At 74.0% G+C, this 25,830-nt stretch carries 22 protein-coding genes and 1 tRNA gene; 11 read left to right on the top strand and 12 right to left on the bottom strand.

Translation table 11 applies throughout. The features are described 5' to 3' along the window. Positions 1 to 26 precede the first annotated feature (26 nt). Positions 27 to 1,022, top strand: coding sequence for an FHA domain-containing protein (locus OG861_RS20525; protein WP_329202193.1), 996 nt, complete (start codon positions 27 to 29; stop codon positions 1,020 to 1,022). A 12-nt stretch (positions 1,023 to 1,034) separates the two neighbouring features. On the opposite strand, the gene OG861_RS20520 is transcribed toward OG861_RS20525, so the two are convergent. After that, on the bottom strand, positions 1,035 to 2,021 hold the full coding sequence (locus OG861_RS20520; protein WP_329195314.1) for a methyltransferase domain-containing protein: 987 nt from the start codon (positions 2,019 to 2,021) through the stop codon (positions 1,035 to 1,037). 113 nt (positions 2,022 to 2,134) lie between these two features. Here OG861_RS20520 and OG861_RS20515 point away from each other — a divergent pair, with 113 nt between their 5' ends. Next, on the top strand, positions 2,135 to 2,536 hold the full coding sequence (locus tag OG861_RS20515; RefSeq protein ID WP_190182506.1) for a globin: 402 nt from the start codon (positions 2,135 to 2,137) through the stop codon (positions 2,534 to 2,536). Positions 2,537 to 2,645: 109 nt separating this feature from the next. On the opposite strand, the gene OG861_RS20510 is transcribed toward OG861_RS20515, so the two are convergent. From OG861_RS20510 to ettA, 3 genes are read right to left on the bottom strand one after another with little or no spacing between them, the layout of a single operon-like run. Continuing rightward, a complete protein-coding gene (locus tag OG861_RS20510; RefSeq protein ID WP_329195318.1) occupies positions 2,646 to 3,365 on the bottom strand; it encodes a hypothetical protein in 720 nt (239 codons plus the stop codon). Beyond that, positions 3,362 to 3,835: an acyl-CoA thioesterase gene (locus tag OG861_RS20505; protein ID WP_329195320.1), complete on the bottom strand. Its 474-nt coding sequence runs from the start codon at positions 3,833 to 3,835 to the stop codon at positions 3,362 to 3,364. Before OG861_RS20505 ends, OG861_RS20510 begins: the two co-directional genes overlap by 4 nt. Positions 3,836 to 3,846: 11 nt before the next feature. Further along, positions 3,847 to 5,511, bottom strand: a complete 1,665-nt coding sequence (ettA, locus tag OG861_RS20500) for an energy-dependent translational throttle protein EttA (RefSeq protein WP_329195322.1) — start codon at positions 5,509 to 5,511, stop codon at positions 3,847 to 3,849. Between the two features lie 115 nt (positions 5,512 to 5,626). On the opposite strand from ettA, the gene OG861_RS20495 reads away from it, so the two are divergent. Beyond that, on the top strand, positions 5,627 to 6,181 hold the full coding sequence (locus OG861_RS20495; RefSeq protein WP_329195324.1) for a hypothetical protein: 555 nt from the start codon (positions 5,627 to 5,629) through the stop codon (positions 6,179 to 6,181). 69 nt (positions 6,182 to 6,250) lie between these two features. Here the strand turns inward: OG861_RS20495 and OG861_RS20490 are convergent, their stop codons facing one another. From OG861_RS20490 to OG861_RS20470, 5 genes are all read right to left on the bottom strand, one after another. Next, complete coding sequence (locus OG861_RS20490) at positions 6,251 to 7,777, bottom strand: bifunctional phosphatase PAP2/diacylglycerol kinase family protein (RefSeq protein ID WP_329195326.1); 1,527 nt, start codon at positions 7,775 to 7,777, stop codon at positions 6,251 to 6,253. A gap of 617 nt (positions 7,778 to 8,394) precedes the next feature. Further along, a complete protein-coding gene (locus OG861_RS20485) occupies positions 8,395 to 9,522 on the bottom strand; it encodes a TQXA domain-containing protein (protein WP_329195328.1) in 1,128 nt (375 codons plus the stop codon). Positions 9,523 to 9,779: 257 nt separating this feature from the next. Continuing rightward, positions 9,780 to 10,187, bottom strand: coding sequence for a single-stranded DNA-binding protein (locus OG861_RS20480; protein WP_329195329.1), 408 nt, complete (start codon positions 10,185 to 10,187; stop codon positions 9,780 to 9,782). 100 nt (positions 10,188 to 10,287) lie between these two features. Then, entirely contained in the window at positions 10,288 to 12,105 is a 1,818-nt protein-coding gene (locus OG861_RS20475; RefSeq protein WP_329195332.1) for a GTPase, read from the bottom strand. A gap of 4 nt (positions 12,106 to 12,109) precedes the next feature. Further along, a complete protein-coding gene (locus tag OG861_RS20470) occupies positions 12,110 to 13,717 on the bottom strand; it encodes a dynamin family protein (RefSeq protein ID WP_329195334.1) in 1,608 nt (535 codons plus the stop codon). 332 nt (positions 13,718 to 14,049) lie between these two features. Here OG861_RS20470 and OG861_RS20465 point away from each other — a divergent pair. After that, positions 14,050 to 14,122, top strand: a tRNA-Arg gene (locus OG861_RS20465). A gap of 223 nt (positions 14,123 to 14,345) precedes the next feature. On the opposite strand, the gene OG861_RS20460 is transcribed toward OG861_RS20465, so the two are convergent. Further along, positions 14,346 to 15,443 (bottom strand): glycosyltransferase, encoded by a 1,098-nt coding sequence (locus OG861_RS20460; RefSeq protein WP_329195336.1) that lies wholly within the window; start codon positions 15,441 to 15,443, stop codon positions 14,346 to 14,348. 264 nt (positions 15,444 to 15,707) lie between these two features. Here OG861_RS20460 and OG861_RS20455 point away from each other — a divergent pair, with 264 nt between their 5' ends. After that, positions 15,708 to 16,799 (top strand): hypothetical protein, encoded by a 1,092-nt coding sequence (locus OG861_RS20455; protein WP_329195338.1) that lies wholly within the window; start codon positions 15,708 to 15,710, stop codon positions 16,797 to 16,799. 108 nt (positions 16,800 to 16,907) lie between these two features. Here OG861_RS20455 and OG861_RS20450 read toward each other — a convergent pair whose 3' ends face one another. Continuing rightward, positions 16,908 to 17,384, bottom strand: coding sequence for a phospholipase (locus OG861_RS20450; RefSeq protein WP_443056507.1), 477 nt, complete (start codon positions 17,382 to 17,384; stop codon positions 16,908 to 16,910). Between the two features lie 393 nt (positions 17,385 to 17,777). Between OG861_RS20450 and OG861_RS20445 the strand changes: the two genes are divergently transcribed. From OG861_RS20445 to OG861_RS20415, 6 genes are all read left to right on the top strand, one after another. Next, on the top strand, positions 17,778 to 18,305 hold the full coding sequence (locus OG861_RS20445) for a hypothetical protein (RefSeq protein ID WP_329195340.1): 528 nt from the start codon (positions 17,778 to 17,780) through the stop codon (positions 18,303 to 18,305). Between the two features lie 418 nt (positions 18,306 to 18,723). After that, positions 18,724 to 19,425, top strand: coding sequence for a 4'-phosphopantetheinyl transferase family protein (locus OG861_RS20435; protein WP_329195342.1), 702 nt, complete (start codon positions 18,724 to 18,726; stop codon positions 19,423 to 19,425). 475 nt (positions 19,426 to 19,900) lie between these two features. Beyond that, positions 19,901 to 20,320 carry a GNAT family N-acetyltransferase gene (locus OG861_RS20430; protein ID WP_329195344.1) on the top strand — a complete coding sequence of 140 codons (420 nt, stop codon included), beginning with the start codon at positions 19,901 to 19,903 and terminating at the stop codon, positions 20,318 to 20,320. A gap of 76 nt (positions 20,321 to 20,396) precedes the next feature. Beyond that, complete coding sequence (locus OG861_RS20425) at positions 20,397 to 21,659, top strand: S8 family peptidase (RefSeq protein WP_329195346.1); 1,263 nt, start codon at positions 20,397 to 20,399, stop codon at positions 21,657 to 21,659. Positions 21,660 to 21,829: 170 nt separating this feature from the next. Further along, a complete protein-coding gene (locus OG861_RS20420) occupies positions 21,830 to 23,122 on the top strand; it encodes a hypothetical protein (RefSeq protein ID WP_329195348.1) in 1,293 nt (430 codons plus the stop codon). Between the two features lie 112 nt (positions 23,123 to 23,234). After that, positions 23,235 to 24,281, top strand: a complete 1,047-nt coding sequence (locus OG861_RS20415) for a WxL protein peptidoglycan domain-containing protein (RefSeq protein ID WP_329195349.1) — start codon at positions 23,235 to 23,237, stop codon at positions 24,279 to 24,281. 37 nt (positions 24,282 to 24,318) lie between these two features. Here the strand turns inward: OG861_RS20415 and OG861_RS20410 are convergent, their stop codons facing one another. Further along, positions 24,319 to 25,818, bottom strand: a complete 1,500-nt coding sequence (locus tag OG861_RS20410; RefSeq protein WP_329195351.1) for a CoA-acylating methylmalonate-semialdehyde dehydrogenase — start codon at positions 25,816 to 25,818, stop codon at positions 24,319 to 24,321. Positions 25,819 to 25,830: the final 12 nt, after the last annotated feature.

The following is a 25,830-nucleotide window of genomic DNA, read 5'->3' as shown; positions in this document are numbered from 1 at the left end:
CGCAGGGAGAAGGGGGAAGCGTCGCCATGCCGACCTGCCCGAACGGACACCAGTCCGCCTCCGACGACTGGTGCGAGGTCTGCGGCCACCGCATGGCTGCCGCTACGAGCGCTCCCGAGGCGCCCTCCTACGGCTACGGCTACCCTCCCACGGCCGGCGAGCCGACCGCCCAGGCCGAGCTGTGCCCGCAGTGCCGCACGCCGCGCGAGGCGATGGCGCCGTTCTGCGAGGAGTGCCGGTTCAACTTCCTGACCCGTACGCCGACCCCGCCCTCCTTCGCGCCCGACGGGCCGGCGGGCCCGGGCCGCGCGCCCGTGCCCCCGCCGCCGGTACCGGCGCCGCCGACCTTCTCCCAGGACCACTTCGAGTACCAGGGCTCCCGCCCGTCGCGGGTCAACCGGCCGGCCGAGCCGCTCCAGCGCGAGGACGACTGGCTGCTCCCGCCGCCGGCGCACGAGCAGCAGCCGCTCCGGCAGGAGTACGCACCGCCGCAGCAACAGCACTACCAGCAGCAGGCGCCGCAGGAGTACCAGCAGCCCCAGCACCACCAGGAGTACGCGCCGCAGCAGCAGCCCGGGCAACAGCCCCAGCAGCCCTTCCCCTCCCAGGGCGGCGGCGGTTCCTGGAGCGCGACGATCGGCCCGGACCGTTCGTACTTCATGGCGATGATGCAGCGCAGCGGCCCCGAGGCTGCGGGGCTCAACCTCCCCGCCTACTCCCCCGAGCAGCACCTGCCGCTCTCCGGCGGCCAGGTCACCATCGGCCGCCGCCGTGCCTCCACGGGCGAGTCCCCCGACATCGACCTGTCGGTCCCCCCGGAGGACCCGGGCGTCTCCCACCAGCACGCCGTCCTCGTCCAGCAGCCCGACGGCAGCTGGGCGGTGGTGGACCAGAACTCCACCAACGGCACCACGATCAACGGCGGCGAGGAGCCGATCCAGCCCTACGTCCCCATCCCCCTCGCCGACGGCGACCGCGTCCACGTGGGCGCCTGGACGACGATCACCGTCCGGCGCGGCTGAGCCCCGCGCGACTCAGACCGACGCGGCTTCCCCCAGCGGCCACACGTACGGGCCCTGGGGGTCGTCCAGCCAGGACCACTGCCCCTCGGGGGTGACCGTCACGCCGAACCGCTCACGGCCGGGACGGCCTTCCCGGCGCCACAGGTCCAGCCCCTCCCGCGGGTGCAGCGCGCCCGCGCTGAGGATCAGCATGAACTGGAAGCGCTCGTTCTCCACCAGCTCGTACGGGAGCGCCTCCTGAGCGGCCGCGGAGGGCGGCGCCGCCGCGGTGGCCCCGCGCAGGGGGACGAAGTAGGCAGGGGTGTGCAGGAAGCGGCCCTCGGCGAAGTCGGCGTCGCGGACGGTGAGCGCGATCAGGCCCGTCGACAGGGGGGCCAGGATGCGCGCGCCGGGCCTGCACTGGCCGAGCCAGGCCGGCGGGATCAGCGGGAGCGTGCAGGTCACCAGGATCCGGTCGAAGGGGGCGCGGGAAGGACAGCCGCGCGCCCCGTCGCCGGTGACCACGGTCGGCCGGTAGCCGAGCCGGACCAGGTGGGCCCGGGCGGACTCGGTGATCTCCTCGTCGAGGTCCACGGTGGTGACGTGCTCGTCGCCGAGCCGGTGGCAGAGCAACGCCGCGTTGTAGCCGGTGCCCGCGCCGATCTCCAGTACGTCGTCCCCGTCCCGCACCTCCAGCGACTCCAGCATCTTGGCCATCAGGGAGGGCTGACTGCTGGAGGACAGCAGCTCGCCGTCGCGCAGCCGGGTCGCGAGGGGCGCGTCCGTGTACACCCCCCGCAGCCAGCGGGCCCGCCGCTCGGGGTCCGGGTCCTCGCCCCACAGCCGCTCGTGCCCGGCGCCGCGGCCGGTCCAGAAGTACGGCACGAAGACGTGGCGGGGCACGGCCGTGAAGGCCGCCCGCCAGTGCGGGTCCTGCAGGACCCCGGCGGCGGTCAGCTCCCGCACCTGGGCGGCGTGCGCGAGTTCGCGCACGTCCCGTCCTGTGGTGTGTGCTCCCATGCCTCCACTGTCCTGCCGGTCGGCGGCGAAGGCGAGCGGTGGTCGTCGGCCCGGCCACGGGTGGTGGTCCTAGGACCCCGGTCCTCCGTCCGGGTGTCTGAGACGATGGTCGGGTGAATGACAATCCGCAGGGCACGGTCCAGGAGCAGACCTTCTACGAGCTGGTGGGCGGCGAGGCCACCTTCCGCCGGCTCGTCCACCGCTTCTACCAGGGCGTCGCCGAAGACCCGCTGCTGCGCCCGATGTACCCGGAGGGCGACCTCGGTCCGGCCGAGGAGCGGTTCGCGCTCTTCCTGATGCAGTACTGGGGCGGGCCGTCCACGTACAGCGAGAACCGCGGGCACCCCCGCCTGCGCATGCGGCACGCGCCGTTCCAGGTGGACGCGGCCGCGCACGACGCGTGGCTGGGCCACATGCGGGTGGCGGTGGACGAGCTGGGGCTGGCGCCGGAGCACGAGGCCCAGCTGTGGCGGTACCTGACCTACGCGGCCGCCTCGATGATCAACACTGCCTGACGAGCACTGGCTGACGAACACTGCCCGACGAGCACTGCCCGACGAACACTGGCTGACGAACCCTGGCTGATCAACGGGCTTTGGCCGACGGAGCTCGGGCCGAGGGGCCTCAGACCGGCCGGACCAGCAGGGCCCCGAGTCCCCCGGTCCGCCCGGGACGCCGCATGGCGACGGATCCGTACGGGGTGCGCAGCCTGAGCCAGCCGCCGGAGGTGAACAGCGCCACCGGCTCGGGGCGCCCCGCGGCCGCCGCCTGAGCCGGGACCGTGGTGCGGACCGGCCGCAGGAAGCCGAGGGACTGCGCCGCGTGGACGGCGCGCAGCGGCAGTTCGGTGTCACCGAGGGTGCGGGACCAGATGTCGCGGCCGATCCGGTCGCGCTCGGACCGGGTCCGGTGCTGCGGGGGCAGGGCCTCGTCCCGGGCGCGGAACTCCGCGACGGCCCCCGCCACGGCGGCCCGCATGGCGTCGGTGCCCGGCAGCCCGGGCACCTGCTCCCAGCCTCCCCGGGGCGGCAGCACACCGGCCCACGGCGGCCCGGTGACCGGCTGCGGGACGACGGCACCTGCGGCGTCCTCGTCCACGGACTCCAGCAGCTCACCGGCGGACACCGTCAGGTCCAGCGGCCGCCCGACGGGTACGGCGAGCCGCACCGTACGGATGGCCAGGACGTCGAAGGACGGCGGCCGCCCGAAGACGGCGAGCGCGCCGCCCTCCGCCCGGGCCTGCAGGCGGACGGCGGCGGCGCGGTCGTAGTGCACCAGCCGGCCCAGGAAGGCGGCGAGGTCCGCCGCCTCCCCGGAATCGGCGAAGCGCAACTGCCCGTTCATGCCGCGATGCGCCCTTCACGGTGCTTCGGGGCGCCCGCCGCCACGGGCTCGTCGAGGTACTCCTCCAGGAAGCGCCTCTCCTCGGCCGTGATGCGGCGGGGCCGCCCCTCGGCGAGGTTGAACGGCACGACCACGGTTTCGGCACGCACGTAGACCGTCTCCGGTGCGTCCTCGGTCGCCTCGTCCTTGACCTCGTAGCGGATGGTCAGGGACGCGGCGCCGATCCGGGTCACCCAGCTCTCGATGAGGACCGGCTCGTGCCGGTGCACGAGGGGCAGCTTGTAGTCGATCTCGTGCCGGGCGACGACGGAGCCGCCCGTGAAGGACTCACTGCCCTCCCCCGGCGCCAAGCGGAACATGAAGTCGATGCGCGCCTCCTCCAGGTAGCGGAGGAAGACGACGTTGTTGACGTGCCCGAAGGCATCCATGTCCGCCCAGCGCAGCGGGCACCGGTAGTGGTGTCTGGCCATGACCTCCGACCTCAGCCTCGGGTCAGCTTCTTGTAGGTGGCACGGTGCGGACGCGTGGCGTCCGGGCCGAGCCGCTCGACCTTGTTCTTCTCGTACGACTCGAAGTTGCCCTCGAACCAGAACCACTTGGATTCGCCCTCGTACGCCAGGATGTGCGTGGCGACGCGGTCCAGGAACCAGCGGTCGTGGGAGACGACCACGGCCGCACCGGGGAATTCGAGGAGTGCGTTCTCCAGCGAGCCCAGGGTCTCGACGTCGAGGTCGTTGGTGGGCTCGTCGAGGAGCAGCAGGTTGCCGCCCTGCTTGAGGGTGAGCGCGAGGTTCAGGCGGTTGCGCTCACCGCCGGAGAGCACGCCAGCCGGCTTCTGCTGGTCCGGGCCCTTGAAACCGAAGGCGCTGACGTACGCACGGGACGGCATCTCGACGTTGCCGACGTTGATGTAGTCCAGCTCGTCCGACACGACCGCCCAGAGGGTCTTCTTGGGGTCGATGTTGGCGCGGCCCTGGTCCACGTACGAGATCTTGACGGTCTCGCCGACCTTGATCTCACCGGAGTCCGGGGCCTCCAGGCCCTGGATCATCTTGAAGAGCGTGGTCTTGCCGGCGCCGTTCGGGCCGATGATGCCGACGATGCCGTTGCGCGGCAGCGTGAAGGACAGGTCGTCGATGAGGACCTTGTCGCCGAACGCCTTCGAGAGGTTGTTGACCTCGACCACGATCGAGCCCAGGCGCGGGCCCGGCGGGATCTGGATCTCCTCGAAGTCGAGCTTGCGCATCTTGTCGGCCTCGGCCGCCATCTCCTCGTAGCGGGCGAGGCGGGCCTTGGACTTGGCCTGGCGGCCCTTGGCGTTGGAGCGGACCCACTCCAGCTCTTCCTTGAGGCGCTTGGCGCGCTTCTCGTCCTTCTTGCCCTCGACCTTGAGGCGCTCGGCCTTCTTCTCCAGGTAGGTGGAGTAGTTGCCCTCGTAGGGGTGGGCGCGGCCGCGGTCGAGCTCGAGGATCCACTCGGCGACGTTGTCGAGGAAGTAGCGGTCGTGGGTGACGGCCACGACGGCGCCCTTGTACTGGGCCAGGTGCTGCTCCAGCCAGTTCACCGACTCGGCGTCGAGGTGGTTGGTGGGCTCGTCGAGGAGCAGCAGGTCGGGGGCCTCCAGCAGCAGCTTGCAGAGGGCCACGCGGCGCTTCTCACCACCGGAGAGGTTGGTGACGGGCCAGTCGCCGGGCGGGCAGCCCAGGGCGTCCATGGCCTGCTCCAGCTGGGCGTCGAGGTCCCACGCGTTGGCGTGGTCCAGGTCGTCCTGGAGCTTGCCCATCTCCTCCATCAGCTCGTCGGTGTAGTTCGTCGCCATTTCCTCGGCGATCGCGTTGAACCGGTTGAGCTTGCCCTTGATCTCGCCGACACCGTCCTCGACGTTCTCCAGGACGGTCTTGGACTCGTCGAGCTTCGGCTCCTGCATGAGGATGCCGACGGAGTAGCCGGGGGAGAGGTAGGCCTCACCGTTGGACGGCTGCTCCAGGCCCGCCATGATCTTCAGAACGGTGGACTTGCCGGCGCCGTTCGGGCCGACCACACCGATCTTGGCGCCGGGCAGGAAGTTCAAGAAGACATCATCGAGAATCACCTTGTCGCCGTGCGCCTTGCGCGTCTTGCGCATGGTGTAGATGAACTCAGCCAAGAGAAACCGTCCGGCAGATCGATGGTGGGCAGATACACCCCATCTTGCCTGACGTCCATACCCACGGGCGAATGGGTAGGTCAGAGCCCCCTGAGCTGGGGCGGGGGGAGGACGGATGGACAACGCCCTGCTGGCGCTCGCCGGCACGACCATCGCGGTGGCGGGCACGCTCCTCGCGCCCGTCCTGTCCCAGCGGCTCGTCGCGCGCACCGAATCGCACCGCTTCGAGCGCCAGGAACGCGCGGCGGACGCCCAGTGGGCCCGCGAGCAGCGGGCAGCCGAGCTGGACAAACGGCGCGCCTGCTACGTGACCTCGAACTCCGGCTACCGCCGTTACCGCATCGAGCTCATGAAGTACCTGTGGCTGGTCCACAGGGCGGAGGTCACCGTGGAAGCGCGGACGGTCCTGGAGGAGGCCCGTCATGCGATGCACGCGGCCTTCGCCGAGGCGCAGATGGCAGCCTCCGACGCGGTACTGGCGGAGCTGGACTCCATGTCGCGGACCCTCGCGGCGATCTACGACGGGGTGCTGCGCCTGGAGGAGGCCGACAGCGCACCCGAGGGCGCGTTCGAGGAGATGCGGACCGCTCTCCTGCAGGCCAACGAGCAGTGGATGGTCATGCGCGGCGCCATGCGGGCCGACCTGGGAGTCGCCCCGCCGCCGGGGTGAGACGGGCTCCCCCGGCCGGGGGTGCGGGGCGCGGGCGGGCGCAGGCGGCCGGGGGCGGGGCGCAGGTCCTCAGTGGGGGCGGTAGACGGTGAGGGCGTGGGGCAGCGCGTCGAGGACGAGGGCGGAGGGGGCGTGGGCGTACTCCCCGTCGTAGGCCAGGGGCGTGCCCTCGGGGATGTCGGCGATGCGCAAGCTGCGGAGCTTGGTCGCGGTGTGGACGGGGGACCGGCTCAGGGGGCCGGCGAAGGCGGCGGCGAGGAGGCGGGGGCCGGGGCGGCCGCCGCCGTAGACCATGCGTACGTCGAGCAGGCCCTCGCCGATGCTGTCGCGACGGCGGGGGGTGGGGCCGGTGCCGTGGTAGGTGCCGTTGCCCGCGAAGAGCAGCCAGACCTTCCGGGGGCGGCCGGCGAGCCGCAGCGCCACGGGGTGCTCGGCGCGCAGCACCCGCCAGGCCGCCAGCAGGGCGGCGGGGCCGCCGCCGATCCGGGGCGCCCAGCGCAGCCGGTGCCGTAGCAGTTCGGGGTAGGCGCCGACGCTGAAGGTGTTCAGGAAGTAGCCGGACTCCGCGTGCCGCCCCTCGCCGGACCCTTCCCCCGAGCCGGCGTCCCGCGGGGCGGGGCGGGGGCCGGGGCTGAAGCGGCCGACGGCGACGCGGACCGCGTGCCCGGCGGCCAGGGCGCGGCAGGTGTCCTCGGCCCCGGCGAGCCCGAGGTCGAGGGCGAAGTGGTTGAGGGTGCCGCCGGGGAACACCGCGAGGGGGATCCCGGCGCGCAGGGCGGCCGTGGCGGCGGCGTTGATGGTGCCGTCTCCGCCGCAGATGCCGAGCACCTTGGAGCGGGAGGCCGCCGCGGCCAGTTCCGCGGGCAGGTCGGGGCCCGCGCATTCGACGAGTTCCGCCTTGGGCAGCCGGTCCAGTACGGAGTCCAGGCCGGCCCGGGCAGCGGTCCCCGAGTCGGTGTTCACCACGACGGTCAGCCCGGCCCCGTCGGGCAGCGCGGGCGCCCCGACCACCCTGCGTTCGTCGCCCGGCACGACCCGCGCGTCCTCCACGCCCCGCGCGAGCCGGCGCACGACGAGCCCGGCGGCCACGCCGAGGGCGGCGCCCGCCGCCACGTCGGAGGGGTAGTGCACCCCGGTGTACACCCGGGAGAACGCCACCGAGGCGGCCACGGGTGCGAGGGCCAGGCCCCACCCCGGGGCCTCCAGCGCGAGCCCGGTGGTGAACGCGAAGGCGGAGGCGGAGTGGCCCGAAGGGAACGAGGTGGTCCAGGGCTGGGTGGTCAGCCGGCGCACGGTGGGCACCCCGTCCAGCAGCGGGCGGGCGCGGCGCACCGACCACTTGCCGACGGTGTTGATGGTGGCCGAAGCCAGCGCGAGCGAGGCCGCGCCGCGCAGGGCTGCCTTCCTGGAGCGGGTCGAGCCGAACACGCCGATCGCGACGGCGGCCCCGCCCCACAGGACGCCGTGGTTGGCGGCCCGCCCGAGGCGCGGCAGCACCCGGTCGGCCCCCGGCCAGTGCCGTTGCGCCACCGCGTCGAACAGCCGCCGGTCCCACCGCGCGAGCGCGCCTTGCCAGGTCAGCTTCTGATCACCCATTGCCACCGCCTACCCGGCAACCCTGATCCGAATCACCCCCTACACGCGTCCCCTACGCCCGGACCCCCACCCGGCCGAGCGGTCTGGAGCCCCGGGCCCCGTCGAGGCCGTGGCCCGTCCCCCCGCGGGCGTCCGGGCCGCCCAGCAGCAGCCGGCCCATCCCCGCTCGCCCGGCACCCGGCACCCGGCGTCCACACGGCGGCCCCTCTGTTGCGCCGCCGCACACACCGGGGCGCCCGCCACCGGGCGAGCGCGCCGTTCGGCGGGGCCCGCCTCCCCGCCGTACGGACCGAGCACCGCACACCCCCGGGCCCTGCCCGAAATGCGGCGGCGCGCCGCCTCCGGCCCGCCCGGGCCGCCGCATCCACACCCCGGGCGGGCCCGCCCGGCGCTCCGGGGCACCCCCGCAACCCAGGCGGCGATCCACGGCACGGGCGCCACCGGCGCGCGGGCGGGAGCCGGGCACCTCCCGGCCACACCGCCCCCTCTCCCGGGGCCACGCCGCCGGATCCGGCCGCACACCGCGCGCCGTGGCCGACCCCCGACCGCGGGCCGCTGCTCCGCGGGGCGGCCGCCGCCCCGGCTCCACGTCAGGCCGCCGCCCTGCGTGCCGCGCCCTAAGCCCCTTCGCGCGGGTCCTCCTCGCCCTCCAGGGGGCGCTTGCGCAGGAGCAGGACCACCATGCCGCCCAGGACCACGAGGCCGACGGCCAGGGCCGCGATCACCGGGGTCGCCGCCGAGCTGCCGCTGGTGGCCAGGCGCTCCCCGTCGGCGGAGTCCTGCGGCACGGACAGCGTCACCGCCGCCGCCCCACCCATCGGGGTCGCCCCGGGCGAGGGCCACAGTGCCGTCGCCGTGGCGGCCGTCGCGGCGGCGCTGGAGCCGGCCACGATCTGCGCCTGCCCCGGGATCCCGTTGGCGAAGACCCGCCCGACCGGGACCCGGGTGGAGCCCTGGACGGTGACCGAGGCGTGCCCGTCCGGCGTGCCCGCAGGCACCTCGAAGTAGAGCCGGGTCCCGTTGCCGGCGGTGGTCAGCGGCCGCCCCTCGGCGTCCACCACCCGCACCCCCATCGCCACGGCCGCCGCGTCGGGGGTGACCGTCACGCTCTGCGCGCCCGTCCGCACCGTGACCGGCCCCAGCCGGGCGCCCGTGGGCCCCGATACCGGACCGGACACCTCACCGGGGTCCAGCCCCAGCGACGCCGGCGGCTCCGGCAGCCGGCCCGCCTCCCGCTGGAGGTAGCCGGCCAGCTTCTCCGCCGCCGGGTCCGCCGCCTCGACCTGCGCACCGTCGGCCAGCCGCCAGATCGCCACCTGGGTCCCGGCCGCCGCGCTCTCGGCGGTCAGCGAGCCGGCCCCGGCCGCCTTCGCGAGCCCGGCCAGGTCGTTGAGCTGCGGGTAGGAGTGCTCCAGCACCCAGCGGATCCGGCCCGCGTCCTGGTTGGCGGCGAGCGGGGTCCCGCCCCACCCGCTCTCGGTGTACCGGGCCTCGGGCTGCGCGAAGCCCGCCACCCCGACTCCGTACGTCTGGAGCATCCCGCCGCCGTCGACGCGCATCTCGTACAGTCCGGCCGGGATCTGCCGGACCGATCCGTCCCCGCCGCGCAGCACCGCCTGCCCGAACGTCTTCAACCCGTCCAGCACGGCGCTCGCGCCCCCCGGGGCCCGCTCCGACGCCGAACCGGAATCCGCCGCGGCCGCCGCTCCCGGCGCGGCGCTGAGGGCCGCGGCCAGCAGGGCCACCGCCAGCGGCCGCCGCGCGGAGGCCCGTACGGAAGCACGCCCGACGACAGGAACCGGAACACCGGCCGACGGAACCGGAACACCCGCCGCCGACGGGGCGGGCGGAGCCGGCGGCTCGCCGGTGACAGGGTCAGGCGCAGGAACAACGGCGGGAGCAGGAACGGAGGATGCGGGAACAGCGATCGACACAGTCTTCCCCTTCGGGCCGAAGGCCCAGGTGCCCGTGAGTACCGGGTGATCTTAGCCCCCTCGAACATTCAGACCACCGCCGCCTTCTGAGGATCCATCAGGGACACGTCCGTTCTCACGACCCGGCGGAACGCCGCCGTACCGCGGTTGAGGTCGTGTCCGATGGCGACGGCGTCGATGTCCGCCGAGAACCACCGCACGCCGTCCCCGTCCGGCGGGTCGTCCCGGACCCGCAGCCGCCCGTGCACCACCAGCGGCTCCCCGACCGAAACGGAACTGGCCAGGTTCAGCGCCAGCGTCCGTCGCGCCCACACCGTGTAGAAGCTGGTGGAGCCGTCGGCCCACGCCTCCTTGCGCCGGTCGAAATACCGCGGCGTCACCGCGAACCGGAACCTCGCCGACGGACCCGCCGGCGTCTCCTTGAAGTCGATCTGGGTCGCCACGTGGCCCACCAGCGTCACCAGGGTGTCGTTCATCCCCGCTTCCCTTCCCCGCATCCCGCTCCCCCGCCCGGACCATCCGCACGAGGTACGACCATGCTGGCCCGCCGCCCCCGGTCCCGCTCGGGCCTGTGGATTACTGGTGGGTTGTGGACAACCGCGCCACCGTCGCGTACTGCTCGCGCACCTCCCGGTACCGCAGCAGCTCCGCCGCGACCGGCTCCAGCACCCGCGCCCGCCCGCACCCGGCCGCCGCCTGCCGCAGCCGCTGCTCCGCGTCCTGCCCGTACCGGCGCGCCGGTCCCCGCGCCGCCATCGAGCAGGCCCACTCGACCAGCGGCCCGCCGACGATGCCCGCCACCATCAGCAGCACCGGCGGCAACAGGCGCGGCTCCAGGACCCCGATGATCTGCCCGGTGAGCCACGCACCGCCGAAGATCTGGAGCAGCGTCATGGCCGCCTGCGTCAGTACCGCCGCCGGCCACCACTTGGGCCGCGGCGGCTTGGCCCTGGGGACGGCGACGGCCGCGCCGAGGGTCACCGCGATCTCGTCCAGCGCCTCCGGCAGCCGCTCGGCCCCGCGCACCGCCGTCTCCCGTACGGCCTGTGCCCACGGCTCGGGCAGCCCGATGGCCGCCTCGTCCGCGACGGTCCGTACGGCCTGCTCCACCCGCTGCCGGGCCGTGACCTCCTCCTCGGCCGGCGCCGGCCCGGCCCCCGGGGAGCGCCCGATCGCCGCGAGGGCGGCCAGCCCCGTCAGGGAGCGCGGGGCGCGCCTGCTCTCGTACCAGCGCCACAGCCGCAGCCACGGCGTCCCGCAGGCCTTCCCGGCGTTGCGCCGCCAGGCCCGCTCGGCGGCGAGCCCGGCGGCGTACGCCCCGACCGCCTCCGCGAGCCGGTCCTCGAAGGCGGCGCGCGCCGCCTCCCCGATCTCGGGGCCGGAATGCCCGTCGGCCACGTAGAGCGGATACAGGTGCGTCGCGGCCCGGTCGACGTCGGCGGAGATCCGCCGGGTCGCGGCGCCCTTCTCCTGGGTGAACTGGGCGAGGAGTTCGCGCAGTTCCCCGACCCCCTCGCCGGTCAGCGCGGACAGGCCGAGGACGGTGGCGCCGGGTTCGCCGTGCTCGCCGAGCGCCATGCCGTCCTCGTCGAGCAGCCGCCGCAGGTCGTCCAGGACCAGGTCGACGGCGTCCGCGGGCAGCCGGTCCACCTGGTTCAGCACGACGAACGTCACCTCCGCGTGGCCGGCCAGCGGTCTCAGGTACCGCTCGTGCAGCACCGCGTCGGCGTACTTCTCCGGGTCCACCACCCACACCACCGCGTCGACCAGCGCCAGGACCCGGTCGACGTGTTCGCGGTGCGCGACGACCGCCGAGTCCAGGTCGGGCAGGTCCACCAGGACCATCCCGCGCAGCGCCTCGGCCTCCGGGGTCTCCCGGGGCCGTCGCCGCAGCCTTCCCGGGATCTCCAGCCGGTCGAGCAGTCCGGCGGCCCCGTCCGACCAGCTGCAGGCGATCGGCGCGGCGGTGGTCGGGCGGCGCAGTCCCGTCTCGGAGATCTGTACGCCGGCCAGGGCGTTGAAGAGCGTGGACTTCCCGCTCCCGGTGGCTCCGGCGATCGCGACGACCGTGTGCTGGGTGGAGAGTCCGCGCCGCGCGGCCGCCTCGTCGAGCACGCGGCCGGCCTCGGCGAGGCTCTTGCCGTCGAGGATGCGGGTGCGGGAGAGCCCGACGAGCTGGCGCAGCGCGTCCAGGCGGGTCCGCAGGGCCTGAGCCTCGGGGCTGGGCGGGGGCGCGGGCGCCTTGCCGCCGTCGTTGCCGGCTCCGGAGACGGCCCGGACGAGGGCGTCGTCGCCGTCGTCGCCGTCCGGGCCCTCGCCGGTGGGCTTGGGGCGCGAGCGTGCGATGAACCCGTCGTCCCAGCGTTCCTCGCTGCGGTCGGTCAAGGCGCCCACCGTGTCACCTCTCCTTCTGCAGTACGGACAAGGCGGCGATCAGCTCGGCCTGTGGTTCGGGGGTCACTTCGAGGGCTTCCAGCGGGGCGAGCCGGCGGTCGCGTTCGGCGCGCAGGACCTGGTCGAGGTGGTCGCCGACGAGTTCCGCGCCCCGGTCTCGCAGGCGCAGGGCGGCCTGTGCGCCGATCCGTTCGGCGAGTTTCTCCCCGGCCGGCCGGGCCCGTTTGCCGCCGAGGAGGGCGGAGACGAGGAGGGCTGCGACGCCGTCGGGGTCGGGCGCGGGCTGCCGGTCGAGCTGTGCCACCTCGTCCTCCGCGAGTTCCTCCAGCACGCGCCGCCAGCGGCGTACGGCCATGCCGATACGTTCCGCCGCTTCGCGGTCGGGGGTGGGCAGGGGCAGGGCCGCGGCGGCGGGTTCGCGCCGCCAGGCGTCGGCGATCCGCTCGTCGGCAGCGGCGACGGCGCACTGGAGCAGTGCGGCGAGGGATTCGGCCAGCGAGTCGAGCAGTTCGTCGGCGCTCGTGTCCAGGGGGTAGCCGCGCCAGCGGGTCAGGGCGTCACCGGCGAGGACGGCCCCCCGGTCGAGCCGGTTGCGCACCCGCCTGCCCTCGCGCTTGTACGCGTCCTCCACGGCCGCCGTCAGCCGTACGGCGGCGGCGTGCTGGGCGGCGACGGCGGAGGCGAGTTCCGGCATGCGCCGGCCCAGGGAGTCGAGCGCGCCGAGCGCGGTGCGCCCGACGGCGTACTGGCGGGCCGCCGGGTCGGTGGCGTGGTGGCTGAGCCACTCGAACAGCGGCGCGACGGCACTGGCCGGCAGCAGCCCGCCCCCGCCGGCGGACTCGGGCAGTTCCGGGACCGTGAACCGCGGTACGTCGCCCAGCCCGGCCCGGGTGAGCAGGGCCCCGTACTGCCGTGAGACGTCGGCGAGCACCTGGTGCGGGACCCGGTCGAGGACGGTGACGAGGGTGGCCTTGTACTGCTTGGCGGTCCGCAGGAGGTGCCAGGGGACGGCGTCGGCGTAGCGGGAGGCGGTGGTGACCATGACCCAGACGTCGGCGGCGCAGATGAGTTCGGCGGCGAGTGTCCGGTTCTCGACGACGAGGGAGTCGATGTCGGGGGCGTCGAGGAGGGCGAGGCCCCGGGGGAGGGTGGAGACGGTCTCGATGCGCAGTTCGCGGGTGGCGTGGTGATGTCCGCGCGGATTCGTCCTTCTGGGTGTGGGGCGTACGTCCTCCTCGTCCGGCGGCGCCCATACGCGGGTCAGGTCGGGCAGGACCCGCATACCGGCGAACCAGTGGTGGTCGTCGGGGTGGCAGACGAGCACGGGGATGCGCGTCGTGGGGCGCAGGACACCGGCTTCACTCACCTGGCGGCCCACGAGGGAATTGACGAGGGTGGACTTACCGGCCCCGGTGGACCCGCCGACGACGGCGAGCAGCGGCGCCTCGGGCGCCTTGAGCCGGGGTACGAGGTAGTCGTCGAGCTGCGCGAGCAGCTCGGCTCTCGTCTGGCGGGCGCGCGGGGCGCCGGGCAGGGGCAGCGGCAGACGCACGGACGCGACCCGGTCGCGCAGGGCGGACAGGGCATCGAGCAGCTGAGGCCGAACATCCAAGGTCACCACATGCGAAGAATGCCCAATTTAAGGCCATTTTTGAAGCTTATACGCCCTCTGCGCGCCGACCGCGACTCCGGCGGGACATCATGGACACGGCGGACGAGTGGGACGCAGGCATAACGAGTGCACAACACCCAGGGGCGGCGCGGCGCAAAAGCGATGCGAGAATCGCACCTGCCTGCGATTATCGGACCGCTTCACCGAACCTCCACATCGTGGCACGCGGGTGAAGCAACCGGGACAAGGCGACCGGAGCCCTATCCTTGACCCGGCACGGACCACAGTCCCACCCCCACCCAGGGGCTCCAGGCCACCACGGCCACCTTCCGGCCCCCGTAGCTCAGTGGATAGAGCAGGTGCCTTCTAAGCACTTGGCCGCAGGTTCGAGTCCTGCCGGGGGCACTCTTTCCACACGGTCGAAGCCCTCCCACCGCGGAGGGCTTCCGTGCAAGCCGTGGGCACGCCCGCCGGCGGGCCCGGCGCGCCGGGGCGCGGCACGCCGGTCCGTACCCGGCGTGTGTCATTTACAGCCACTGCACAGGCGCTGGACACCCGCCGCACCGGCACTACAGGCCCGGTCGGCCCGGTCCGGCGGCCCCCGGCCGGCCCCGCCGGGCGGCGGGGGTCACGACCTCGCCGCGGTTGGTTCGGGGAGCGGGGCGAGTCGGCGGACGGCGAACTCGCGGTTGGTGAGCGTCTGCTCGCGGTGGGCCTCGGGGAGGTCGGGCAGTTCCAGCAGGCGGTCGCAGGCTTCGAGGGAAGCGGCGTACTCGCCCACCCAGTAGGCCGTGATCGAGTACTCGAACAGCAGCCCCCAGCGGTACACCCACGGCTGGATGAAGAGCAGGTCGTCCGGGCGCGGCTTCCCCAGCGCGAGCCGGACGAAGGCGTGCGCCGCGTGGTACCGGCCCATCCGGCGCAGTCGGCTGACCAGTTCGTAGCATGCTTCGAGGCGCTGCGGGCGCGACTCCCAGGCGCGGGAGAGGGCGTCCATGGCGGACGGCCAGTCGCCGGATTCGGCGCGCAGGATCCCGGACTGGAGGAGGGCGAAGTACACCTCTTCGGCCCATCCGCCCATCTGCGCGCGCCGCTCGTACAGGGCGATCGCCTCGTCGGTGCGGCGCATGTCGCGCAGGGTCTGCGCCAGGTAGAAGACCGTTCGCGCGTTGGTGGGGTCGCGTTCCATCTCGGCGCTCAGCAGCCGCTCGTCGCGTTCGAACTTGTCGTGCTTGGAGCCGCCGTCGCCGTAGTCCTCGATGACGAGCGCGTCCATGTTCTCCTGCGAGTGGTCCTGGTCGGCGGTCAGGTACTCGTGGGTGACGCCCTCGTAGCGCCAGGGCAGGTCGCCGCGGACCAGGCGCTTGATGCGGTACTCGGTCGGGCCCTCGTGGCGGAGCATGTAGGAGTCGGCCGTCAGTGGGGGCAGCGGGCCGTCGCGCCGGATGACCAGGTCGGCGTCGAGCAGGAGCAGGTAGTCCGCGCGGCCGCGGGCGTAGGCGATGTTCAGGCTCCGGTTGTGGCCGAAGTCGCGGAAGGGCTCCTCGTGGAGTTCTCCCGGGATGCCGTGGAGCGCCGTGCGGATGAGCTGCTGGGTTCCGTCGGTCGAGCCGGTGTCGGAGATGACCCAGGTGTCGACGAGGTCGCGGACGGAGGCGAGGCACCGTTCGATGACCTTCGACTCGTTCTTGACGATCATGCAGAGGCAGATGGACGGCTTCTTCACGGCATCACCATTTCGTGCGGGTCGGGCCGGGCGACCTGGCGACATGCGACCTTAGGCACCGGTCCGGGACGACCGTGGGCGGCACGCCGGGGCGCACGGGCGGGTTGCCGGGGGCGTGCGGCCGTTGGAGGTGGGCTTGTAGGCCAATCCGTTAATCGACCGACAAAAGCCTCAAGTCACCGCATCAGGACTCCGAAGACGGCAGGGGGAGCGGGAACCCGTCTCCCCCACACCACTTGATCCTGCTCGACAAGGAGCACACGAATGAGTCCTGGGCCCACGAACCGGTCCTGTCTCGGACCGCTTCCCCAACGCGGCACCTGGCTGAAAGGCGGCGTCGTCGCGTCGCTCGCCCTGCTGCTGACGGGAATCGCGAGTCCCGCGATCGCCATGGCGCCGCACGCCACGACCGCAGCCGGCATCCGTCTGTCGGGTGCGATGGCCGCGAACGACGACCACTGCCAGGGGCGGCCGCCGCACCACCACGAGGACGGCCCGCCGCCGGGGCAGGACCAGCAGACGCGGCTCGGACAGCCGGGCGCCGAGAAGATGATGCCCGGTCAGCCGGCGGCCAAGAAGGCGGCCCACGACGACAGGTGTGAGGGCCCGACGGGACCGACCGGCCCCGAGGGTCCCCCCGGACCGACGGGCGACACCGGGCCGACGGGTGACACCGGCCCTGCGGGCGAAACCGGCCCGACGGGACCCACGGGTGACACGGGTCCGGCAGGGGCCACCGGGGACACGGGTCCGGCAGGGACCCCGGGTGCCGCCGGCCCGGCGGGACCGGCGGGTGCGGCCGGACCGGCCGGCCCCCAGGGAGTGGCAGGACCCGGCGGACCCGCGGGGCCTGCGGGCGTGGCCGGACCGGCCGGCCCCCAGGGAGTCGCCGGACCGGCCGGGCCGGCGGGTGCCACCGGGCCGTGCGCCGACATCGACGCCCTCGCAGCACGGGACGCGGTGGACTTCCAGGCCGTGCTCACCGGCGGCAAGACGTACGTGGGCAGGGGGACCCCGCTGGGCGGACCGATCGTCTGGCAGGACCTCACCAACGCCACGGCCACCATGAACGACCCCGCGAACCCGAACTACCCCGCGGGTGTCTGCGGCATCGCCATCGAGGTGCGGGACGGCAATGCCTGGGTCAAGGCGGTGACGGTGAACGGGACCGTGTGGCAGACACACGGCGACGTCCAAGGCACCACGTTCCTCTGGGACGAGGCCTGGACCCAGCAGACGACCCCGACGCCGGTGGTGCTCCGGAGCAAGAAGTTCGCGACGGCCGTGAAACCCGCCGCCGGCCCCAAGGGCGCCGCGAGCCCCATGGTCGCCGCGAACGGCATGAAGCGCCCCTGACCCTCCGGCCCGTGGCGCAGGAGAAGTACAGAGGTACAGAAGCAGTGCGGTGACGTGTGCTGTGTCCGCCTGGTCGCGGGGCACAGCACACTGGCGCGTCCGGGGGATTCAGGGGGCAGGGGTGACGGCGTCCTCGGCGACGGCGGTGCCCGGGTCGCCGACACCGAAGGCCTTGACGGCCTGGTAGTAGGTCCAGGCGGTGCTCAGGCAGGACGCCCTGCGCGCCCCCGCGTAGTGGCCGCACACGCGCTTCATGTCGGCGTGGAAGGCGTCGTCCAGGCGCGGTTTGTGCGCGCGGAAGCGGCCCGTGGCCCCGTAGTTGCGGTAGCCGAAGTCGTGGCGGGCGCAGGCCATCCGGAACGGGAAGCCGAACGGGTTGTCCGGCGAGGTGGTGCAGTAGTCCGTCGTCCAGTCGAAGTCGTACGCGGCCCAGTCGCGCCGGTTCGCGCGCGCGTCGGCCCAGGCGTCGTAGCTCGCGGCGCCGGGCTGGGTCCAGTCACTGAGGACCTGCGGCTTGTCGACGGGGGGCGTGAGGGCGAGCAGACCGGCGGCCGCGGAGACGAGGAGGGGGGTGACGAGGCGCAAGGCGGTTCTCCGGGGGGTCGCTGCGGGCGGTGCGCGCGGAACGGGCGGCCGCTACGGCTGTTCTAACGCGGCACTCCGTCCCGGGTATGGGGGGCGTCGCCGGCCGTGTACGCCTCAGGTATGACTTCGTGTCACTCGGCGGGGCGGCCCGTCAGCGGCCGCCGGCCGGTCGGGGACTGCGGGCCCCAAGGCGGTGACCGGGGCCGTTCTTATCGCGCGGGCATCGCGAAGACGCCGGGGAGGGGCAGGAGGTGAGCGCATCGCGTAGGGGCGGGCGGCGCTCGGGGGGCGGCCACCGCTCTCAGGTATGAGCCCCGTCAGACTTCCGGCAGATTTCTGGTTCGTTCTGCGGAGGGACGCGCGAGCGGGTCCTGCGAGCGAACACTTGTGGATATGAACCGCCGTCCGCTCGTCCTCGTCGCCGCCACAGCGGGAGTCCTGACCACCGCCGCCCTCGCCCTGCCGCATCTGCCGCCCAACCCGGTGTCCGAGTCCTTCAACGAGAGCCTGTTCAAGGAGAAGGGGAAGCACTTCGCGACCGCCGCCGAGGCGCACACGCGCGGTGACCGGGCTTTCGCCCTGCCGAGCTGGGTGCCGAAGGACGCCACCGACATACGGGTTCGGGCGCGCACCGACGGCCAGGCCCGGCTGATCCGGTTCACGCTCGGCGCGACCCCGCTGGACGGCCCGCAGTGCGCTGCGGGGACGCCGCACAAGGTGCGGGGGCCGCAGCTGAACGCCCGGTGGTGGCCGGGCGACACCCGGGCCGATGCGCGCCCCGAGTGCCGGGACCACTACCAGTACCAGGTCGCGGTGCGCGGCAAGCGGGTCTACGCCTGGACCGACGGCACGCCGTCCCCGGGCGGCCTCATATCCCAGGGGACGACGCCCCCGGTGGTGCGGGCGTCCGCCCCGCGGTAGCCCCTGCCGGTCCGCCGGCGGCCGCCGAGGCGGGGAAGCCACCGGCCCGTCAGGCAGCGTCCGGTGCGCCGGGGTCTGCGACGCCAGGCAGGGCGCAGTGCCTCGGCGGTGGCGCGGGCGAAGCCTCGGTTCCGGGGAGGGGGTGGCGCGTAGCCAGCACGCTGGCCACGGCACCGCCCATGCTGGGGGCGATCACCTCGGCGCCGCCGCGAAGTAGGCGGGCGAGGTGGAGCCGAGGCCGTGGAGGTACACGCGCGCAGGTTCCTCCCCGGGCAGTTCGACCCAGCGGATGCGGTCGTCCTGCGGTGTCACGGTGGCACTGTGCACGGTGTTTCCCCCTGGAACGGCGGTGCGGCGGAGGAGGCACGAGGGCAACCGGGGCGCGGAGGGCGGCGGCGGCCTCGTCTACCCTCGTCAGGTGACGGTGTACGTGAACCAACTCGGCGGTGACCTACCGCGCGTCGGCCCGCCGCCCGAGGGCGAGGCCGTGATCGTGTGGGCCTTGGACACGGGCCGCAGCGTGGTGGCCGGGCACCCGGTGGAAGAGGCCGCGGCGGTACTCGACGCGGCGGAGCGGGAGCGGGCCGGACGGCTGGTGCGGGCCACTGACCGGCACGCCTACCTGGCCTCCCACCTGGGGCTGCGGGCGCTGCTCGGCGGTTACCTCGGGCAGGCACCGGAGGCGGTACCGCTGATGCGCGAGGAGTGCCCCTGCTGCGGCGGTCCGCACGGCCGCCCCGCGGTGGCGGGCGGCGGGCTGCACTTCTCGCTGTCGCACACCGCGGGGGTGGCGTACCTGGCGTTCGCCGCGGTACCGGTGGGGGTGGACGTGGAGGGCACTCCGGGCCCTGCGGTGGTGACGGACGTGATGAGCACCCTGCACCCGGCGGAAACGGCGGAACTCACGGCGCTGGCCGAGGCGGACCGCCCGGAGGCGCTGGGCCGGCTGTGGGCCCGCAAGGAGGCCGTCCTCAAGGCGACGGGCGCGGGCCTCGCGCGTGGCGTGGCCGAACCGTACGTCGGCTCGGGCGCCATCCCGGCCCAGGTGACGGGCTGGACCCTGCGCGACCTGACGGCCCCACCCGGCTACGCCGCCGCCGTTGCCCTGGCCGGGCCCTGACCGGCCCCTGACGAAGCGCGCCCGCCCCGCCCGCGCCCCGGACCGGTGCGGGGCCGGACGGAACATCCCGTTCAGCAGCACCGGGGCCGACCCGACGGGCCCCCGGCCCGGCGGTTCCGGGGGCGGCGGCAGACCGTGCCGGGCGCGGCCACGTCACCGCGCCGGTGCAGCCGCCGGCGCGACACGAGCGCCGTACGGCACAGCGGCGGCCCACCCCGGCGGGGCGGTGGCCCGCCCGGCCGTCCGGACCACGCCACTGCGGGGGGGGTCGACGCCTGCCGCCCGGGCGGTCGGCACGCTGGGGGTGGGGCGACTCGGCGGGCGGCAGAGCCGTCCCACGGCCAGGCCGCTCCACTGCTCCCTCGCCGGGCCGTCCCAGCGCCGAGCGACCGAGCCGCCGGGCCGCCGTGGGCCAACGTAGCGGGGCCCGCCCGCCGGGGCTGCGGCGGGGCCGTGACGGCCTATCATCGTCCGCATGGAGATCCGTCAGGCGCGGACCGTCGCCGAGTTGGTCGCCGCCGAAGGGCTGTTCGACGGGCCCGTGCGGGAAGAGTGGGCGCTGCGGTTCCTGGACGCGCCCGGACATCTGATGCTGATCGCCTACGTCGATGGCGTCCCGGCCGGCATGGTCTCCGGCGTCGAGATGAGCCACCCCGACAAGGGCACGGAGATGTGCCTGTACGAGCTCTCGGTGGACGAGGGCTACCGGCGCCGCGGCATCGGCCGGCAGCTGGCCCTGGCACTCGCCGACGAGGCCCGGATGCGCGGCTGTTACGGCATGTGGGTGGGGGTCGACACCGACAACGAAGCCGCCCTGGCCACGTACGCCTCCGCCGGCGCCCGCGACGAGGGCGTCTTCGCCATGCGCGGCTGGCCCCTGTCTGACACCCCGTAACCCCTGCGGCGGCGTGTCGGGGGCCACTCGGCGCACCCCCCGCGCGGCCGCCCCCCACCCGGCCGAACATCGCGGCATGACCGCACTCACCGCGCTGCTCCCGGCCGCCGCCCTGCTGACGACGGCCGCCCTGTCCACCGCTCCGGCCCCCGAAGCCCCCACCGCCCCCTACGTCGTGGTCCTCAAGGAGGGCGCCACACGCGTGCCGGCCGCCGCGGCCCGCGCCATGGCCGCGGGGGCGGCCGCGTCCGGCGACGAGGTCGTGGCCGTCTACGACACCGCCCTGAGCGGCTTCGCCGTCCGCACCACCGCCGCCCGCGCCTCCGAGCTCGCCGCCGACCCGCGGGTGGCGTACGTCGAGCCGGACACGGAGTTCCGGACCAGTGACACCCAGCAGCCCGCGCCCTGGGCCCTGGACCGGATCGACCAGCGCGAGCTCCCGCTCGACGGTTCGTACACGTACGCCACGAAGGGCGAGGGCGTCACCGTGTACGTCGTCGACACCGGGATCAACACGCTGCACCAGGAGTTCGGGGGCCGCGCGCGGGCCGGCGTCAACGCCGTGTGGCTGGAGGGCTCCGACGACTGCAACGGCCACGGGACCCACGTGGCGGGGACGATCGGCGGGGCGACGTACGGGGTGGCGAAGGGGGTCTCCCTCGTCTCGGTGAAGGTGGCGAACTGCCGGGGCAGCGGGCGGCTGTCGTCCCTCGTGAACGGCATCGACTGGATGGTGAGGGACGCCCTCAAGGCCGCGAAGGCGGCGAAGGCGGCGGCGGGCACCGGCACCGCGCCCGGTGCCGCCGGCGGCACCGCCGCCACCCCCGCCGACGGCACCGCGCCGCTCACCGCCACCGCCGCCGCGCCCGCCGTCGCCAACATGAGCATGGGCGGCACCCGCAGCCGCGCCCTCGACGCCGCCGTCACCCGGGCCATCGCCGCCGGGATCACCTTCACCGTGGCCGCCGGCAACTCCGGCAGGGACGCCTGCACCGGCTCCCCCGCCCGCGTCCCCGACGCCGTCACCGTCGCCGCCACCGACACCGCCGACCACCGCGCGGCCTTCTCCGCGTACGGTGCCTGCGTCGACCTCTCCGCCCCCGGCGTCGGCATCACCTCCGCCTGGAAGGGCTCCGCCACCGCCCTCGCCCGGGCCACCGGCACCTCCATGGCCGCCCCGCACGCGGCGGGCGTCGCCGCGCTGATCCTGGCGGACGGAGTCCGCAGGACGCCCGCCCAGGTCACCCGGACCCTGCTGCGCAGCGCCGTCCCCGACCGGATCACCGGCCTCCCCGCCGGCACCCCGAACCTCCTCTTGCACACCCCCACCGCCGAATAGACCCCGCCCTCACCGACCCTGATGGGACATCAATGTGTGTGCGCTTCCCCGGAAGCCAAGTCATTGACTTCTCATCACCGCGACGCGTCAATGTCGGCCTCCGCACCGGCTCGTCCTCCCCCACACAGCGGGTGGGGGGAGGGTTCGTCTGACGAAGGAGTCGCGACCCAGTGAGTACAACGTTCCGACGAAGAGTGCTGGCCGGGGCGGGCGCGTTGTCCCTGGCCCTGACGGGTAGTGTCGTCGCCATGACGGGGACGGCCCAGGCCGCGACCAAGACGACCCCGGTGCCGGTGAAGTGTGTCGCCCCCGCTCCCCAGCCGGGTGCCAACGGCACCCAGGACTACACGATCACGGTGCCGGACACGGCGAAGGCCGGTCAGAGCGTGCCCATCACCATCGACCCGGGCGAGACCCCGGTCGTCCCGATGTTCACCATCGACACGGTCAACACCATCAAGGCGAAGCTGCTCGTCGGCGGGGTGGCCCAGACGGTCACCAGCCCCGCGGTCCCCAGCCACCAGGAAGCCGGCAAGAAGTCCGACCCGCCCGCGTTCAGCGGGACCCTCACCATCCCGGACGGCAGCGAGGGCACGACGCTGCAGATCACCATCGACCAGGTGGTCACGGACGCCGACCTCGGCGGCACCGTCTACACCACCACCTGCACGCCGGACCCGCGTCCCAGCGCCTCCGTCGCCTCGATCGCGGTCGAGGCCCTGCCCAAGGACCCGGTGACGACCAAGGTCACGCCCAACAGCGGTAAGGCGGGCACCGCCGTCTCCGTGACGGGCGCCAACTTCCCGGCCGGCCCGGTCACCTGCTCCGCGCTCCTCGCGGGTGCGGCCACCGGTGACACCGGCAGCGGCACGGCGGACGCGTCCGGCGCCGCCACCTGCGGCCTGACGGTGACGAAGAAGGCCGACGCGATCAGGATCGACGGCTCGGTCACCCCGTACAAGTCGTTCGTGTTCGTCGAGGACCAGGCGGGCGTCAAGAACCCCGTCGACGTCGAGGTGCTGCCCGGGGCGCTGGCCCTGGGCCCGAAGGACGGTCAGCCGGCCGTCAGTTTCGGCGCGGTCACCATCAACGGCAAGGCGCAGTCGGTGTTCGGCGCGTTCAACGCCGCCACCGTGCAGGACTTCCGCGGCGGTTCGCTCGGCTGGGACGTCACGGCGACCCGTACTCCGTTCCTGAACTCTTCCACGGGCCACTCCCTGGCCAAGGCGCAGATCGGCATCCAGCCGTCCTGCACGGTGACCAACCCGGACAGCCCGAGCGCCTGCACCGCCGGTGCGCCCGGGGCCATCACGGACACCCCGATGAAGATCGCCTCACAGGCGGCCGGCGGTGACGAGCTGACGGGCGGCGAGTTCGCGGTGGGCGGCGCGGCGATGCTCCAGCTGCCGCCGTTCATGTTCGCCGACACCTACCAGTCGGTCGTGACCTTCTCGATCGCCTGATCCCGGCCGGGAGGGTGGTGCGGCCGGGCGCCGCGCCACCCTTCCGTTCCTCGAACCCTCCGAGAGCTTCCGGTCCGAGAACGAGGCGCCCGCCCAGAGCTGGAGAACCGACATGCGCCCCCGCACCCCTTCGCCCTGCGCCCCTTCCCCCTGCGCGCGGCTCCTCGCCCTGCTCCTCGCCCTGCTGCTGCCCGTCGCCCCGCTCCTGCTCGGCGTGCCCGCCGCGAGCGCGGCCGACAACGGCACCTGGGGGGTCTTCCCGACGCCGCCGCCCGGGGCTGCGATGACGGAGCGGGCGTACTTCTTCCACCAGGGCGCCGCCGGGTCCACGCTCAGCGACAGCGTGACCATCCTGAACTCCTCCGACAAGGAGCTGACCTTCCGGGTCTTCGCCGCCGACGCCGTGAACACGCCGGTCGGCGGCGCCTTCGCATTGCTGCCGGTCGAGACGGAGCCCAAGGACGTCGGCGCCTGGACCACCCTGCCGCCCGGGACGGCGCCCACGGTCACCGTCCCGCCCAAGGGCCGCAAGGACGTCCCCTTCACGGTGAAGGTCCCCGAGGACGCCGCTCCGGGTGACCACGTCGGCGGGATCGTGGCGCTGAACACCGCGGTGGAGGGGATCCGGCAGGACGGCAAGGTCCAGGTCGGGGTGAAGCGTTCGGTCGGCGCCCGCCTGTACGTGCGCGTCGCGGGGCCGGTCGCCGCGGGCCTGTCCGTGGAGGACGTGCGGGTCAGCCGGGACGCGCCGCTGCTGCCCTGGGTGCACAGCGCCTCCGCGAAGGTCTCGTACAGCCTGGTCAACCGGGGCAACGTGGTGGTCGGGCCGCGGGTGACGCTGTCCGCCCAGGGGCTGTTCGGGCGGACCGTGCTGGACCGGCCGGCCCGCGACCTCAAACTGACGCTGCTCCCGGGCCAGCGGATCGAGCTCACCGAGGCGTGGCCGGACGCCCCGCAAGCGGACCGGGTGCGCGTCCGGGTCGAGGCGGGCGCGTCCGCCTACCCGGACCTGCGTTCCCGGGCCGGTACGGACTTCATCGCCGTGCCCTGGCCCGCGGTCGGCGCCCTCCTGCTCCTGTCGGCGGCCGCCCTCACCGTGCGGGTCCTGCGCCGGCGCCGGGCCGGGCCCCGGCCGGAACGGGGCTCGCCCCCCGCGTGAGGGTGCGGAGGGCGAGCGGTCGGACGACGGGGCGGCGTCAGTGGTTGCGCGGGAAGCCGAGGTCGATGCCCACCGGCGCCTCGGACGGGTCCGGCCAGCGGGTGGTGACGACCTTGCCGCGGGTGTAGAAGTGGATGCCGTCGTTGCCGTAGATGTGGTGGTCGCCGAAGAGGGAGTCCTTCCAGCCGCCGAAGGAGTGGTAGCCCACCGGCACCGGGATGGGCACGTTCACGCCGACCATGCCGGCCTGGATCTCCAGCTGGAAGCGGCGGGCGGCGCCGCCGTCGCGGGTGAAGATCGCGGTGCCGTTGCCGAACGGCGAGGCGTTGATGAGCGCCACGCCCTCCTCGTAGGTCTCGGCGCGCAGCACGCACAGCACCGGCCCGAAGATCTCGTCGCGGTAGGCGTCGGAGTCGGTCTTGACGTTGTCCAGCAGCGAGAGGCCGATCCAGTGGCCCTTCTCGAAGCCGTCGACCGTGTACCCCGTACCGTCCAGGACCACGTCGGCGCCCTGGTCGGCGGCGCCCTTCACGTACGAGGCGACCTTGTCGCGGTGTGCGGCGGTGATCAGCGGGCCCATCTCGGAGGACGGGTCGTTGCCGGGGCCGATCTTGATCTTCTCGGCGCGCTCGCGGATCTTGTCCACCAGCTCGTCGGCGATCGAACCCACCGCGACGACCGCGGAGATGGCCATGCAGCGCTCGCCCGCCGAGCCGTAGGCGGCGGAGACCGCCGCGTCGGCGGCGGCGTCCAGGTCGGCGTCCGGCAGCACCAGCATGTGGTTCTTGGCGCCGCCCAGGGCCTGGACCCGCTTGCCGTTGGCGGAGGCGGTGGTGTGGATGTGGCGGGCGATCGGCGTGGAGCCGACGAAGGAGACGGCCGCGACGCCCGGGTGGGCGAGCAGCGCGTCGACGGCGACCTTGTCGCCGTGGACGACGTTCAGGACGCCCGCCGGGAGACCGGCCTCGCCCGCCAGCTCGGCCAGCTTGTTGGCGGCCGAGGGGTCCTTCTCGCTCGGCTTGAGGATGAAGGTGTTGCCGCAGGCGACGGCCAGCGGGAACATCCACATCGGCACCATCGCCGGGAAGTTGAAGGGGGTGATGCCGGCGACCACGCCCAGCGGCTGGCGGATGGAGGAGACGTCGACGCGGTTGGAGACCGAGGTCGACAGCTCCCCCTTGAGCTGCGTGGTGATCCCGCAGGCCAGTTCGACGATCTCCAGGCCGCGCGCGACCTCGCCCAGCGCGTCCGAGTGCACCTTGCCGTGCTCGGCGGTGATCAGCTCGGCGATCGCGTCGCGGTTGGCGTCCAGCAGGGCGCGGTAGGCGAACAGCACCTTCGTACGGGCGGCGAGCGAGGACTGGCCCCAGCTCTGGAAGGCCTCGGTGGCGACCTGTACGGCCGCGTCGACCTCCTCGGCGGAGGCGAGCGCGACCTGCGTGGTGACCTCTCCGGTCGCGGGGTCGGTGACCGGGCCGTAGTTGCCCGACGCGCCCTCGACGGTCTTGCCACCGATCCAGTGGTTGACGGTCTTCATTTGCCTTGCTCC

Origin of the sequence: Streptomyces sp. NBC_00539 (assembly GCF_036346105.1) — a bacterium.
Classification (GTDB): domain Bacteria; phylum Actinomycetota; class Actinomycetes; order Streptomycetales; family Streptomycetaceae; genus Streptomyces.
This window is presented reverse-complemented; position numbering and strand designations above follow the sequence as displayed.

Coding starts and splice junctions, on each gene's coding strand:
- OG861_RS20495 (WP_329195324.1), top strand. CDS start 5,627: ATGGACAACGCCCTGCTGGCGCTCGCCGGCACGACCATCGCGGTGGCG.
- OG861_RS20455 (WP_329195338.1), top strand. CDS start 15,708: ATGAGTCCTGGGCCCACGAACCGGTCCTGTCTCGGACCGCTTCCCCAA.
- OG861_RS20525 (WP_329202193.1), top strand. CDS start 27: ATGCCGACCTGCCCGAACGGACACCAGTCCGCCTCCGACGACTGGTGC.
- OG861_RS20480 (WP_329195329.1), bottom strand. CDS start 10,187: ATGAACGACACCCTGGTGACGCTGGTGGGCCACGTGGCGACCCAGATC.
- OG861_RS20510 (WP_329195318.1), bottom strand. CDS start 3,365: ATGAACGGGCAGTTGCGCTTCGCCGATTCCGGGGAGGCGGCGGACCTC.
- OG861_RS20445 (WP_329195340.1), top strand. CDS start 17,778: ATGAACCGCCGTCCGCTCGTCCTCGTCGCCGCCACAGCGGGAGTCCTG.
- OG861_RS20430 (WP_329195344.1), top strand. CDS start 19,901: ATGGAGATCCGTCAGGCGCGGACCGTCGCCGAGTTGGTCGCCGCCGAA.
- OG861_RS20490 (WP_329195326.1), bottom strand. CDS start 7,777: ATGGGTGATCAGAAGCTGACCTGGCAAGGCGCGCTCGCGCGGTGGGAC.
- OG861_RS20520 (WP_329195314.1), bottom strand. CDS start 2,021: ATGGGAGCACACACCACAGGACGGGACGTGCGCGAACTCGCGCACGCC.
- OG861_RS20425 (WP_329195346.1), top strand. CDS start 20,397: ATGACCGCACTCACCGCGCTGCTCCCGGCCGCCGCCCTGCTGACGACG.
- OG861_RS20415 (WP_329195349.1), top strand. CDS start 23,235: ATGCGCCCCCGCACCCCTTCGCCCTGCGCCCCTTCCCCCTGCGCGCGG.
- OG861_RS20410 (WP_329195351.1), bottom strand. CDS start 25,818: ATGAAGACCGTCAACCACTGGATCGGTGGCAAGACCGTCGAGGGCGCG.
- OG861_RS20505 (WP_329195320.1), bottom strand. CDS start 3,835: ATGGCCAGACACCACTACCGGTGCCCGCTGCGCTGGGCGGACATGGAT.